The sequence below is a fragment of the Arthrobacter cryoconiti genome, assembly GCF_020905375.1.
Lineage (GTDB): Bacteria > Actinomycetota > Actinomycetes > Actinomycetales > Micrococcaceae > Specibacter > Specibacter cryoconiti.
On sequence record NZ_JAJJBU010000019.1, the window covers coordinates 95,824 to 108,168 of the forward strand.

16 protein-coding genes are annotated in these 12,345 nt (G+C 58.7%); all 16 read left to right on the forward strand.

The genetic code is table 11. The annotated features are described in order from the left end of the window. The first annotated feature begins 131 nt into the window (after positions 1 to 131). Positions 132 to 1,016, forward strand: a complete 885-nt coding sequence (locus LOH53_RS10455) for a VOC family protein (protein ID WP_230067678.1) — start codon at positions 132 to 134, stop codon at positions 1,014 to 1,016. Between the two features lie 24 nt (positions 1,017 to 1,040). After that, the gene (locus LOH53_RS10460) at positions 1,041 to 1,523 is read left to right on the forward strand and encodes a hypothetical protein (RefSeq protein WP_230067679.1); all 483 of its coding nucleotides are present in this window, start codon (positions 1,041 to 1,043) and stop codon (positions 1,521 to 1,523) included. A 304-nt stretch (positions 1,524 to 1,827) separates the two neighbouring features. Next, positions 1,828 to 2,235, forward strand: coding sequence for a 30S ribosomal protein S16 (gene rpsP / locus LOH53_RS10465; protein ID WP_230067680.1), 408 nt, complete (start codon positions 1,828 to 1,830; stop codon positions 2,233 to 2,235). Position 2,236: 1 nt separating this feature from the next. Beyond that, positions 2,237 to 2,479: an RNA-binding protein gene (locus tag LOH53_RS10470; RefSeq protein ID WP_230067681.1), complete on the forward strand. Its 243-nt coding sequence runs from the start codon at positions 2,237 to 2,239 to the stop codon at positions 2,477 to 2,479. Positions 2,480 to 2,621: 142 nt separating this feature from the next. After that, positions 2,622 to 3,182, forward strand: a complete 561-nt coding sequence (gene rimM / locus LOH53_RS10475; RefSeq protein ID WP_230067682.1) for a ribosome maturation factor RimM — start codon at positions 2,622 to 2,624, stop codon at positions 3,180 to 3,182. Further along, positions 3,182 to 3,982 carry a tRNA (guanosine(37)-N1)-methyltransferase TrmD gene (gene trmD, locus LOH53_RS10480; protein WP_230067782.1) on the forward strand — a complete coding sequence of 267 codons (801 nt, stop codon included), beginning with the start codon at positions 3,182 to 3,184 and terminating at the stop codon, positions 3,980 to 3,982. Before rimM ends, trmD begins: the two co-directional genes overlap by 1 nt. A gap of 211 nt (positions 3,983 to 4,193) precedes the next feature. After that, entirely contained in the window at positions 4,194 to 4,553 is a 360-nt protein-coding gene (rplS, locus tag LOH53_RS10485; protein ID WP_230067683.1) for a 50S ribosomal protein L19, read from the forward strand. 15 nt (positions 4,554 to 4,568) lie between these two features. Continuing rightward, a complete protein-coding gene (gene lepB, locus LOH53_RS10490) occupies positions 4,569 to 5,228 on the forward strand; it encodes a signal peptidase I (RefSeq protein WP_230067684.1) in 660 nt (219 codons plus the stop codon). Positions 5,229 to 5,287: 59 nt separating this feature from the next. After that, entirely contained in the window at positions 5,288 to 6,163 is an 876-nt protein-coding gene (gene lepB / locus LOH53_RS10495; protein ID WP_230067685.1) for a signal peptidase I, read from the forward strand. Beyond that, complete coding sequence (locus LOH53_RS10500; protein WP_230067686.1) at positions 6,163 to 6,840, forward strand: ribonuclease HII; 678 nt, start codon at positions 6,163 to 6,165, stop codon at positions 6,838 to 6,840. Before lepB (LOH53_RS10495) ends, LOH53_RS10500 begins: the two co-directional genes overlap by 1 nt. 60 nt (positions 6,841 to 6,900) lie before the next feature. Next, a complete protein-coding gene (locus LOH53_RS10505; RefSeq protein WP_230067687.1) occupies positions 6,901 to 7,230 on the forward strand; it encodes a DUF2469 domain-containing protein in 330 nt (109 codons plus the stop codon). 129 nt (positions 7,231 to 7,359) lie between these two features. Beyond that, the gene (locus LOH53_RS10510; RefSeq protein ID WP_230067688.1) at positions 7,360 to 7,716 is read left to right on the forward strand and encodes a YraN family protein; all 357 of its coding nucleotides are present in this window, start codon (positions 7,360 to 7,362) and stop codon (positions 7,714 to 7,716) included. Continuing rightward, complete coding sequence (locus LOH53_RS10515; protein ID WP_230067689.1) at positions 7,717 to 9,273, forward strand: YifB family Mg chelatase-like AAA ATPase; 1,557 nt, start codon at positions 7,717 to 7,719, stop codon at positions 9,271 to 9,273. An 89-nt stretch (positions 9,274 to 9,362) separates the two neighbouring features. Then, on the forward strand, positions 9,363 to 10,499 hold the full coding sequence (gene dprA / locus LOH53_RS10520) for a DNA-processing protein DprA (RefSeq protein ID WP_230067783.1): 1,137 nt from the start codon (positions 9,363 to 9,365) through the stop codon (positions 10,497 to 10,499). 47 nt (positions 10,500 to 10,546) lie between these two features. After that, complete coding sequence (locus LOH53_RS10525) at positions 10,547 to 11,482, forward strand: tyrosine recombinase XerC (protein WP_230067690.1); 936 nt, start codon at positions 10,547 to 10,549, stop codon at positions 11,480 to 11,482. A gap of 224 nt (positions 11,483 to 11,706) precedes the next feature. Beyond that, entirely contained in the window at positions 11,707 to 12,210 is a 504-nt protein-coding gene (locus LOH53_RS10530; protein WP_230067691.1) for a DUF3145 domain-containing protein, read from the forward strand. Positions 12,211 to 12,345: the final 135 nt, after the last annotated feature.

Consider the following 12,345-nt stretch of genomic DNA (forward strand, 5'->3'; position numbering starts at 1 on the left):
TGGACTCTCCCGCTGCGGCATGCTCAAAGCGCATCCTGTCGCCGTTCGTTACATCACATGGCAATAGAAATTGCTTGAAGCTTCAAGTTATTTCAAGTATGCTTCAAGCAGCAACAACTATTGGAGCAAAGATGACAAACGTGCAAAACCAGCTTTCCGCCGGCCTGAATATGGGCACCGTGATGCTCAAGGTCCGTGACCTGGCCGCCATGGAGAACTACTACCAGAAAGCCCTAGGGCTGAGCGTTGTTTCCGAGGACGACGGCGGGCTGTATCTTGGGCGCGGCGCCTCGGCTTTGGTGCATCTTATGCCAGCCGGGGGACTACACATCCCCGGCCGCGGGGAAGCTGGACTATTCCACACGGCTCTCCTATTCCAGGACCAAGCCGCTTTGGCCTCAACGGTTGCCAGCGCTGCCCACTATGACGCCCAGGCCTTCGTTGGGAGTGCCGACCACCTGGTCTCGGAGGCATTTTACTTCACTGACCCCGAGGGTAATGGCATCGAACTTTACTGGGATCGGCCCCGGGATAACTGGAAGTGGAGCAAGGGCGCTGTCCAGATGGGCACCCTTGCCCTTCCGCCGCAGCAGTACCTGAACGAGCACCTCAGCGAGGACGGGGTGACCGGTCAGCGTGACGCGCCGGCCGCCGTCGGGCACGTTCATTTGCAAGTGGGAGATGTGGAGACCGCGCAGTCGTTTTACGTTGATACCCTCGGCTTCGAGAAGACTGCCGGATGGAACGGCCAGGCGCTCTTTGTCTCTGCCGGTGGGTACCATCACCACATGGCCATGAACGTCTGGAATAGCCGCGGAGCAGGTCCCCGCAAGGATACTTTGGGACTGGGTGAGGTGCTGATTTTGTTGCCCGGCATTGACGACGTCGGTGCCCTGGCGGAGCGGCTAACGCGTTCTAAGATTGCTGTTGCCAACACCGGAGCTGAACTAGTCTTTGATGATCCATGGAAGAACCGAATTCGCGTTAGTGTTGAGGATGTACCCGCCGCAGCTTAGGAACATAATGCACCTGGCGCTGACTTGGCACAATCATTCGCGAAAGGCATCTACGTGGCCCTGTACTCCGAGTTCTTCATCGCCGACCATCACCAAGCAGTTGCCCGCGCCAAGGCCAGAGAGTCCAGGAAGCCAACGGCTGTTGACGTACCAGTTCTGCCCACTCCGGGCCTCAGCGACTTTGAAATTGAGGTGCTGGGAGAATTAGCAGTGAAAAAAGTTCATGCCACGGGCGTGGCCGCTGAACTGAGTTTGGTAGACATTGAGCTGGATACGCTCTTTGCCGTCCCCGACGCCCTACTGGAGGTCTTTGCCGAACTCCACGCTGGCGAAGATCCCGAGGACGTGGTGGAACTGGCGGCCGAGTGGGCTGCCGCCGAAGAGATGGAATCCACCCCTGAGATCACGGAGCCGTTGCTGCGGGCGTTGACGGCCATGGCGGAGGCTGCTCTTAAGGCAGCCGAGGAAAACGCCAAAATGGGTCTCTTCTTTTTCTCAGCCGAATAATCCCTGAGCGTCTCTCCCGACACCTATTTGTAACTGGCCCGCATTTGATGTTCAAAAACTCCCGAAAAGGGGAGTTTTTGAACATCAAATGCGGGCCAGTTGGGGTCATGACGCAAAACACGCGCACTCATTGGGCTCACACGTCGCGCAAATGGTGCAACGTCTGGCATAATGATTGGGTACTCGATCCGTTCGGCCCCTCTCTCCGTTCGATGATCCTGTCCTTAGAAATCCGCCGAGCGGCCCGCCCCACGGGAGCGTTAAACGGAATTCGCCCATTCTCGAAACAGGAGTAACCACAAAAGTGGCCGTTAAGATTCGCCTTAAGCGCTTTGGTAAAATGCGTGCCCCGTACTACCGCATCGTCGTCATGGACTCTCACGCAAAGCGTGACGGCCGTGCCATCGAGGAAATCGGCAAGTACCACCCGACAGAAGAGCCCTCGTTCATCGAGATCAAGGGTGACCGTGCTCAGTACTGGCTCGGCGTTGGCGCTCAGCCGTCAGAGCCTGTTGCCAAGCTTCTGAAGATCACCGGAGACTGGCAGAAGTTCAAGGGCCTCCACGGTCAAGAAGGCACCTTGAAGATGAAGGCTCCCAAGGAAGCATTTGTTGCTCCCGAGGCCAAGAACCTCATCGTGAAGGAAGCCATCACCAAGAAGGCCAAGAAGGCCGACTCCGATGATGCTGCTGAGACCACCGAGGCCGAGTAAATTGTTGGCCGAAGCACTGGAACACCTGGTCCGCGGGATTGTTGACTCTCCCGAGGATGTCAAGGTCGGCGTCAAGAACAACCGCCGAGGGGACTCCCTCGAAGTGCACGTTCACCAAGACGATCTTGGCCGCGTTATTGGCCGTCAGGGCAGAACCGCTCGTGCCTTGCGCACCGTGGTCTCAGCCTTATCCGACGGCGAACCGGTCCGTGTCGACGTTATCGACACCGACCGCCGCCGCTAGCCAATTCGCGCAGGTCCATGTACCGCTCAGGCGGGACATGGCAAGGTTTCAGCACTAAAGCCACTGGTTTGGCCCCGGTACCATATATGGTGCCGGGGCCAAATTTTTTCCCTTGTTTAAGCTCATATTTGGAGGAGTTCCCATGCAGGTTCAGGTTGCCCGAATTGGTAAACCACACGGTATTCGCGGAGAAGTGACGGCACTTGTCCTCACCGACGCACCCGATTCCAGGTTCGCCGTGGGTGCCGAATTTGCTGTGGAGTCCGGCAAGCTGGGCCCGCTGAAGGTGAGCAGTTCGCGCTGGAATAAGGACATCCTCCTGCTCGGCTTCGAAGGTACCTCCACCCGCAATGAGGCTGAGCTGCTCCGCGGTGCCGTGCTGGTCTTTGAATCCGAGGATGATGAGGACGACGACGCCTGGTACGAACACGAGTTACTAAACCTTCAGGTGAGGGTTGGCTCGGAAGTGGTTGGCAAGGTGACCGGCCTACGTACGCAGGCCGTTCAAGACTTGCTGATAGTTACCGACACCGAGGGCGATGAGGTCCTGGTTCCGTTCGTGGACGAGATCGTTCCCGAGGTCAATCTTGAGGAACGCTACGTTCTCCTCACCCCGCCCGCAGGCCTGTTCACGGTGAACAAGGAAGTGAGCGTTGAGGAAGACGCGGGAGACGGGACCGGAGTCGAGGGAACACGCAAGTGATACGTTTCGACGTCGTCAGTATCTTTCCCGAGTACCTGGCACCGTTGGATCTGAGCCTGATAGGTAAAGCCCGGACCGATGGACTATTAGAGCTAAACGTTCACGATCTGCGCACGTACACGAAGGATCGCCACCGTACCGTGGATGACACCCCGTACGGGGGCGGAGCCGGCATGGTCATGAAGCCCGAACCGTGGGCGCAGGCCTTGACGGAGATCGCAGAGACGTCGCCGGCCTCCGTTCCAGAGCGCAAGCCCACGCTAATCGTGCCTTCACCCGCCGGTGAGGTTTTCACCCAAAAGCTGGCCTACGAACTTTCCGAAGAGGTTCATCTTGTCTTCGCCTGTGGTCGCTATGAAGGCATAGATGAACGCGTGCTGGAATGGGCAGGCGAACAATTTACCGTCCGTGCGGTCAGCCTCGGTGATTATGTGCTCAATGGTGGTGAAGTGGCGGTCTTGGCCATGGTGGAGGCAATCGGGCGCTTGGTCCCAGGCGTGGTGGGAAACCCCGAATCCCTCATCGAGGAATCGCATTCGGACGGGCTGCTCGAATATCCCGTTTACACGAAACCCTCGAGCTGGCGTGAACGTGAGGTCCCTGAGGTTTTGCTCAGCGGAAACCACGGCAAGATTGCTAAATTCCGCCGGGAACACCAGCTTCGCCGCACTGCGACGCGCCGTCCTGACTTGATCGATGCCTTGGATGTGTCCAGCTTCAGCAAGACGGAACGCAATATCCTTTGGGAACTTGGTTACGCCGTCATTGAGGGTCGCGCAGTGCTGCGCGGGGACGATTAGTCCACAGAGCTGAACATGTGGCAAAATATATAGATGTGCCTGACTGGGCTCGTCCCTGCCATAGGGGGAACGGCCGTCAACAGGGCAGCACACCGGGATTCCATCAGTGAAAACCGGTCTTTCATCTTTCGGTTCTCTTGGTTGGTTTGCGCCATCCAGCGAGTCCGTGACACAAAGTAAATGACCTGTGGCGTTTACCTGGAGTGAGAAAATGCATCTTCTCGATTCTGTTGACGCAGCTAGCCTGCGCAGCGACATCCCCCCCTTCCGTGCCGGTGACACCCTCAATGTTCACGTGAACATCATTGAAGGCTCACGCTCACGTGTTCAGGTATTCAAGGGCTTCGTCCTTGGCCGCCACGGCGATGGCCTCCGCGAGACCTTCACGGTTCGCAAGGTCTCCTTCGGCGTCGGCGTCGAGCGTACCTTCCCGGTACACTCCCCGGTCCTGGACAAGATCGAAGTTGTCAGCAAGGGTGACGTTCGTCGCGCCAAGCTGTACTACATGCGTAACCTTCGCGGCAAGGCTGCAAAGATCAAGGAAAAGCGCGACAACATCCCCGCTAAGTAACAGGGGACTCGCACTTTGAACCAAGCAAAACGCCAGCCCAGGAAACTGGGCTGGCGTTTTGTTGTTCTGGCCATCGTGGTGATGTTTTTGCTCACCGCTGTGGTCAGGAATGTGTGGGTGGACGTGTATTACATCCCGTCAGCATCCATGGAGCCGCTGCTCCAAAGCGGAGATCGCGTCTTGGTCTCACGGATGGACTTTGCTAGTACCCCAATCCAGCGCGGGGACGTGGTTGTTTTTGACGGGCGTGGTTCATTTGAGCCATTGAATTCCGGATTGGGCCAGCTCACGGATTCTGCCGTCGGATTCGGGCAATGGTTGGGTCTGGTCCCCAACAACAACATCTACGTTAAGCGAGTCTTGGGTGTGGCTGGGGACACCGTGAAATGCTGTTCTGCCGCGGGGTTGCTTGAAATCAATGGAGTCCCCATTACTGAGAGTTACCTGTATCCCGGGGACCTGCCCAGCGAGTTGAAGTTCGAAGTGAGTGTCCCACAGGGTAAATTATGGCTCATGGGTGACCACAGAGACGTCTCTGCAGATTCGCGGTCGTTGCTTGGCGCGCCTGGCGGCGGACTCATCTCCGCCAGCAGGGTCATCGGCCGGCCCTGGGCTACAGTTTGGCCGTTGGGCCGACTTCACGTGTTGGAGTCCGACCCCGTTAACGCTCCGTAGGAAAGGACTAGTAGGAAACCGCTAGTTCCATCGTGTCAGACGAACTTTAAGGAAGCACCATGCAGGAAAACGTGCCCGGCGGTCCAGGCGAGGATGGTGAACGGCTGCAGCCGGAGCGAGTGAACGAACCCGATTCCCGTGTAGCTCATGACGATGGTGCCAGACACTTTGATTCTCCACGGCACGAAGACGTGCATACCGAGGCGACAGCCCTGCAACGCTTCACTAATGCGAGCTGGGCCTGGGGCAAAGAAATTGTCACGATCTTAGCCATTGCGGTCGTGCTGTCATTTTTGATCAAAACTTTCCTTTTTCGCGCTTTCTACATCCCTTCTGGATCCATGGAAAACACTTTGCGCATTGACGACCGGATCTTCGTCAACCTGCTGGTGCCGGAGCCGTTTGCTCTCAAGCGCGGGGATGTGGTGGTCTTCAAGGACACTCAGGGTTGGCTGAAGCAGGCGGCGCCGAAGACTGGCCCGTTCACCTGGGTAGGTGATGTGGCGACGTTCGTCGGCCTTGCCCCTGATAGTTCCGAACAGCATTTGGTCAAAAGGGTGATTGGCTTACCGGGGGACCATATCAAGGGATCCACTGCGCAGGGGAAGATAACCATCAACGGTGCGGCCATCACCGAACCATATTTGTTTCCTGGCGCCAATCCTTCAGATATCACTTTTGATGTCACTGTCCCGGCCGGACATTTGTGGGTCATGGGGGACCACCGGAACAATTCAGAAGACTCGCGTGCCCATGAGGCCACTAGCGGGACAGGATTTGTCCCGATTGCCGATGTTGAAGGGCGCGCCGTTGTCATCGCCTGGCCGCTGGCTCACTGGGGAATTTTGGGTGACTATCCAGACGTGTTCGCTGACGTTCCTGCGCCGCAGTCGACCAGCCAAGGATCGCCTCAAAGTATTCCGGCGGGAAAATAGTGTCAATAGCGCCGCCCACCCTCTTATGGGAACGCGAACTTGCCGCACAGGGTTACACCTTGGTAGCCGGATGTGACGAAGTGGGCCGTGGGGCACTCGCTGGTCCGGTCAGCGTTGGCGTGGTCGTCATTAACGCCGCCACAGCGAGTGAACTGCCTGGGGTGAAGGATAGTAAGCTGCTGCGCGAGCCGGTCCGTCAGGCGTTGGTCCCGGCCATCGAAGAGTGGGCGTTGGCCCATGCGGTGGGCCACGCAGAGGCAGCCGAGATTGACGCCGTTGGTTTGATGGCGGCCCTTCGACTCGCCGGCACGCGCGCTCTGGCGCAAGTGGCTGCTGAATTGCTGCCCGGCTTTGTTATCCTTGACGGCAATCAGGACTGGCTTTCGGTGCCGGTCCAACCCGAGCTACGCTTCGGCGTCGAGGTTGCCGATGTGGAGATTCCCGGGGTGCCCATGACAGTGCAGACCCGCATCAAAGCGGACATGACGTGCCTTTCCGTGGCTGCTGCCAGCGTTCTGGCCAAAGTAGAGCGTGATTCCATCATGATTGAACATGCCACCAGCTATCCACAATTCGGTTGGGAACATAACAAGGGCTACGCCACGGCAGCCCACCGCAGCGCCATTGCCGCCCACGGGCCCAATGACTTTCATCGGAAGAGCTGGCGATTGACCTAGATTTATGGTCCCACGCGTGCAGGGTTCGTGGGTGCGGCCCAAGTGATGCATGATGGAAGCATGAGCGCTGAGGATTTGGAAAACTACGAGACCGACATGGAGCTTCAGCTCTACCGCGAATACCGTGACGTCGTGAATCTCTTTAGCTATGTTGTTGAGACGGAGCGTCGGTTCTATCTGGCTAACCACGTGGATCTGCAAGCACGGGCGGCCGACGGCGAGGTCTACTTTGATCTGACACTGCAGGACGCTTGGGTGTGGGATGTCTACCGCACCGCCCGCTTCGTCAAGAGTGTGCGTGTCATCACTTTCAAGGACGTTAACGTCGAGGAATTAATCAAGTCTGATGATCTGCAGATCCCTAAGGACGGGGAGCTAGGCCACCTGTAGGCTTCGCCCCAAGCGCGGGCCCCCGTACCTCCCTCCACAGCGGGTGCCCGGGAGGGGACTGTCCACATTCTGCCCGACCCCACTTCTTCCAGTTATTCTCTTACGCCAGGCTTGAGCGTGGAGGCAGAGATGAGATCAAAGGATGAGCTGGGTAGGGCCGGGGAACAGCTGGCAGCGGACTTTCTAGAAGATGCAGGGTTACGCGTAGTCGATGTCAACTGGCGCTGCACCGCCGGTGAAATAGACCTGGTGGCCCTGGACGGTGCGGATCTGGTGGTCGTGGAGGTAAAGACGCGGCGGTCCCTTCGGTACGGTGACCCACTGGAGGCAGTGACAGATGCCAAACTTCGGCGGCTGCGCACTTTGGCCGTGCTGTGGGCGCGTGAGCACCGCCATGTCATGGGTGCACTGCGCATAGACGCTGTTGGAATCGTCATGGATGGCCGCTCCACGCCACGGATTGACCATCTACGGGGCGTGGCATAAATGGGATTGGGACGGGCACTCTCCGTGGCTCTTGTAGGGCTCAATGGTCACGTGATTGAGGTCGAAGCCGACATCGGTCAAACCTTGCCAGCGTTTGTCCTGCTGGGACTGCCGGATGCGTCCTTGAATGAAGCCAGGGAACGGATCCGTTCGGCCGCACAGAATTCGGGAATTCCTTTGAGCCGGCGCAAAATAACGGTTAATCTGATTCCCGCGTCCCTGCCCAAACGGGGCTCCGGCTTCGATTTGGCGATCGTCATGGCGGCACTGAACGCTGCCGGTGACGTGCGTAGGACTGAGCGGACAGTGTTTCTGGCGGAGTTGGGCTTGGACGGGCGCCTCCGCCCGGTCCGTGGCGTACTGCCTGCCGTTTTGGCCGCCTTCGGCGCCGGGTGCGTGGAATTCGTGGTGGCCGAGGCCAACCTTGCTGAGGCGCAGCTGGTCGCCGGTGCCAAAGTCCGTGGGTATGACTCATTGGCCCAGGTTGCTTTGGACTTTGAAGCCAAAGCGCCAAATCTTGTGCTCGGGAGCACCACATTCAACGACTCGTTGCTTGCTAGTAGGGCGCGCTCTGAGCCGGCCGGTAAGGGACACGCGGCCGTGGATCTCGCCGAAGTGGCGGGTCAGGCGGAGGCCAGGCTGGCTCTGGAAATTGCTGCCGCAGGGGGCCATCACCTGATGATGGTGGGCCCACCCGGGTCGGGGAAGACAATGCTGGCTGAGAGACTGCCGGGGCTTTTACCAGAGCTTACGGATCAAGAAGCTTTGGAAGTGACGGCCATTCATTCCCTTGACGATGCAGGGAACGGTGTGACCGCCCTGGTGCGCAGACCGCCCTATGAACGGCCTCACCATTCCGCCAGCACTGCCTCAATTATTGGCGGCGGCAGCGGCATCCCCCGCCCTGGTGCGGCCTCGCGAGCCCACAATGGCATCTTGTTTCTTGACGAGGCACCGGAATTCGACATGCGGGTCCTGCAAGCTCTCCGACAACCGCTGGAGAGCGGGGAACTGGTCCTGCACCGCTCAGCTGGCACGGCAGCCTACCCGGCGCGTTTTCAGCTGGTGCTGGCTGCGAACCCTTGTCCTTGTGGCAAAGCCACTGGCAAGGGGATCGACTGCCAGTGCACACCCATGGCCCGGCGACGCTACTTTGGGAAACTCTCCGGGCCGCTTTTGGACCGTGTGGACATTCAACTGCAGGTTAACAAGGTTCAGCTATCCCAGCTTTCAGATCAGACCCCACGGGAATCCACTGCCGTAGTTGCCCAACGTGTTCAACTGGCTCGCGATTGCCAGCGTGAACGGCTGATTCCCTTTGGTCTGGAGCACAACGCCGAGCTCACCGGGAAAATTTTGCGGGGCCCCTTACGGCTGCCGCCCAAAGACACTGAATTTGTGGACAGGGCCATGGGTGCTGGCATCTTGACCGCTCGAGGATATGACCGGGTGCTTCGCTTGGCGTGGACCGTGGCAGACCTCAATGGCCGGACCCACCCAGGGCCTGACGACGTCAGTCTGGCACTGACTTTACGACAACGAGGAGCGGGACAATGAACGGCAGTGAGCGATCACATCACGAAGGAGCCATACAGTCTCCGCCTAGCCAAAGTCTCCGTGTGGCCAGGGCTGCACTGACAAGACTCATGGAGCCATCTGATCTTGCTGGGATGGCGTTGATCGCAGTGGCGGGTCCAGAGGATGCTCTGGCATTCGTTAGTAGCGGGGCTTCCTCCAGTGCCGCCCTGGAACAGGAGATGAATGCGGTACTCAATGATTCGGGAGTGCCGAGATGGCCGGGGCTTGCCGCTGCGTTGCTGAGATGGCGACCTAGGCTGACAGATCTGGCGCCCGAGCGGGACCTGCGAGTTGTCGAGCGTTTGGGCGGACAACTCCTTGTCCCTGAAGACCCTGAGTGGCCAGTCGCGCTTTCAGAGCTGGAACTGAATGAACCCATTGCGCTCTGGGTAAGAGGCCGAGCATTAGTCATACCCGAACAAAAACGTTGCATAGCGCTGGTCGGATCCAGAGACAGCACCAGTTATGGCGCCAACGTTGCCATGGAGATGGCGGCAACGCTAGTTCAGCGTGGCTTCACCATAGTGAGCGGAGGTGCCTATGGGATCGATGCTCAGGCTCACCGGGGTGCCATCGGGGCAGCCACCGGCCGGCAGTTTCTGCCAACTCTAGCGATTATGGCAGGAGGCGTGGACAGATTCTATCCAACCGGAAATGAGGACCTATTACGGGCCGTAGCAGAGAACGGCGCCATCGTTGCTGAAGTCCCGCCGGGTGCCAATCCCACGCGTTATCGCTTTCTGCAACGGAATCGCTTGATCGCTGCACTGTGTGAGGTCACTGTGGTGGTGGAGGCAAGATGGCGCTCGGGTGCACTGAGTACGGCCCACCACGCAGACGGACTGAGCCGGACGGTGGCCGCCGTGCCGGGATCGGTATATTCTGCGAATTCCGCGGGATGTCATCGCTTGTTGCGTGAGGGATCTGCCGTCTGTGTCACGGATGCTGCGGACGTGGCCGAGCTGGCAGGTGCTCCAGGAACCCAGCTGACTCCAGAGCAACTGGGTGCACCGGCGGTCCATGATGGATTGGGCGTTGAGGACCTTATGCTCTTGGATGCGCTGCCGTTGCGGTCTGTCACATCCGTGGACAAACTCACCATTGTGGCCGGAATTGGCGCCACAGCCGTGCTTGCCGGACTGGGGCGGCTGGAACTCTTGGGGCTAGCAGAAAGGGCGAACTCAGGCTGGAAAAGAAGGTGTTGACCCGTGGGTGGCTTGCTCGAGCGGGCGCAACAGCGCACAGTGGGAGAGTGGACCACGAAGAACGCATCAGACTGCCCCAAGAACTGGCAGCAGCAGCAGCCGGCTTTGAACGGTATCTTCTTGCCGAGCGGGGACGCTCACCCCATACGGTCCGCGCATATCGCGGTGACGTCGATTCCCTACTACTCCATGCCGTCACGGAGGGTGTCACCACCATGGACGGATTAGAGCTGGGACTATTGCGCCGCTGGTTGGGTACACAGAATTCCGCGGGGCTTTCACGATCCACGCTGGCACGGCGTTCGGCCACAGCACGTAGCTTCACGTCATGGGCGTTGCGGGAGGAACTGCTGCGGTTCGATCCCGCACTACGGCTAAAGGCACCCAAAAGAGACCACAATTTGCCGGCCGTCCTACAACAGCAGCAGGTCCGCCGTCTCATGGATTCGCTGGCTGCGCAGGCCGCAGACGGAAGCCCCCTAGCCCTCCGGGATCATGCCATGGTGGAACTGCTGTACGCAACAGGTATGCGCGTAGGTGAGCTCACGGGAGCGGACGTCGACGATCTTTCCTATGAGCGTCGCACGCTCACCGTGTTGGGAAAGGGAGACAAGGAACGGGTGGTACCTTACGGTATTCCGGCAGAAAAAGCGGTGCAGATGTGGCTAGGGCAAGGCCGGGCCGTGCTAGCCCATGCCAGTAGCGGTCCCGCACTCTTTTTGGGTGCCCGCGGTGGCAGAATCGATCAGCGTACGGTGCGTGCAGTTGTTGGACGTGTTTTCGCGGAGTTGGGAGACACATCAGCAACGGGACCTCACACATTGAGGCACTCCGCCGCGACACACCTTTTGGACGGAGGCGCCGATTTGCGCGCAGTACAGGAAATTTTGGGCCACACTTCGCTCTCTACCACGCAGCTTTACACCCACGTATCGGTTGACAGGCTTCGAGATGGCTACCGGCAAGCCCATCCCCGCGCGTAGAACACGATAGAAGTTTCGTGGCAGCATACGCTGGCGAAAACGCCTTCGCTGCGGCACAATAAGAGAGTGTCAACGTTTGCCGGTAAAAACCAGCGGCGCTGATATCGTTTTACCTGAAATTAAAGGCAGGCCAGCAGGGACAGTGTAGATCAATCTCGCGCAAGGCTCGTTCCATCCATTAGAAGGTCGTTGGGGAAGACGCACCTACTGCAATGGAGGATGGAATGAACGTCATTTTGACGCGCGGAGTTTTATTTGTGCACTCAGCCCCGGCTGTCATGTGCCCGCATATAGAGTCATCCATCGCTGGCGTGATGGATCGGCGCATCAGCTTGCAGTGGACTGCACAGCCTGCTGCGCCCAATGTTCAGCGCTCAGAATTCCTTTGGCAAGGACCCGCGGGGACGGGTGCCCGTTTGGCTTCTGCTCTCCGAGGGTGGGCCAATGTTCGTTACGAGGTCACCGAGGATCCCAGCGCTGGCGTCGACGGTTCCCGCTGGTCGCACACCCCCGAACTGGGCATCTTTCACGCCGTCACCGACGTCCACGGCAACATTATGGTCTCGGAGGACCGTATCCGTTATGCCTATGAGGCTGGCAAGGGAGAGCCCTCCGCCGTCTACCACGAGCTCTCGCTGGCACTCGGCGAAGCCTGGGATGAAGAATTGGAGCCGTTTAGGCATGCCGCGGCGGGAGCACCAGTGCGTTGGTTGCACCACGTCGGCTAAATAAGCGCTCACGATAAGCGCTCACGCGCAAAAAGAGAATTGTGAAGTCTCACCCCTTTTGAGACATTTATGTCTCACCGCTGTGTAGACACTATGTCTCGTCGCTGTGTAGACACTTGGTGGGCTTTGATGAAG

What these genes read in the sequence shown, in the direction of transcription:
- LOH53_RS10455 (WP_230067678.1), top strand. Translation starts at nt 132, where the DNA reads ATGACAAACGTGCAAAACCAGCTTTCCGCCGGCCTGAATATGGGCACC.
- rimM (WP_230067682.1), top strand. Translation starts at nt 2,622, where the DNA reads ATGCAGGTTCAGGTTGCCCGAATTGGTAAACCACACGGTATTCGCGGA.
- rplS (WP_230067683.1), top strand. Translation starts at nt 4,194, where the DNA reads ATGCATCTTCTCGATTCTGTTGACGCAGCTAGCCTGCGCAGCGACATC.
- lepB (WP_230067685.1), top strand. Translation starts at nt 5,288, where the DNA reads ATGCAGGAAAACGTGCCCGGCGGTCCAGGCGAGGATGGTGAACGGCTG.
- LOH53_RS10505 (WP_230067687.1), top strand. Translation starts at nt 6,901, where the DNA reads ATGAGCGCTGAGGATTTGGAAAACTACGAGACCGACATGGAGCTTCAG.
- LOH53_RS10510 (WP_230067688.1), top strand. Translation starts at nt 7,360, where the DNA reads ATGAGATCAAAGGATGAGCTGGGTAGGGCCGGGGAACAGCTGGCAGCG.
- LOH53_RS10515 (WP_230067689.1), top strand. Translation starts at nt 7,717, where the DNA reads ATGGGATTGGGACGGGCACTCTCCGTGGCTCTTGTAGGGCTCAATGGT.
- dprA (WP_230067783.1), top strand. Translation starts at nt 9,363, where the DNA reads ATGGAGCCATCTGATCTTGCTGGGATGGCGTTGATCGCAGTGGCGGGT.
- LOH53_RS10530 (WP_230067691.1), top strand. Translation starts at nt 11,707, where the DNA reads ATGAACGTCATTTTGACGCGCGGAGTTTTATTTGTGCACTCAGCCCCG.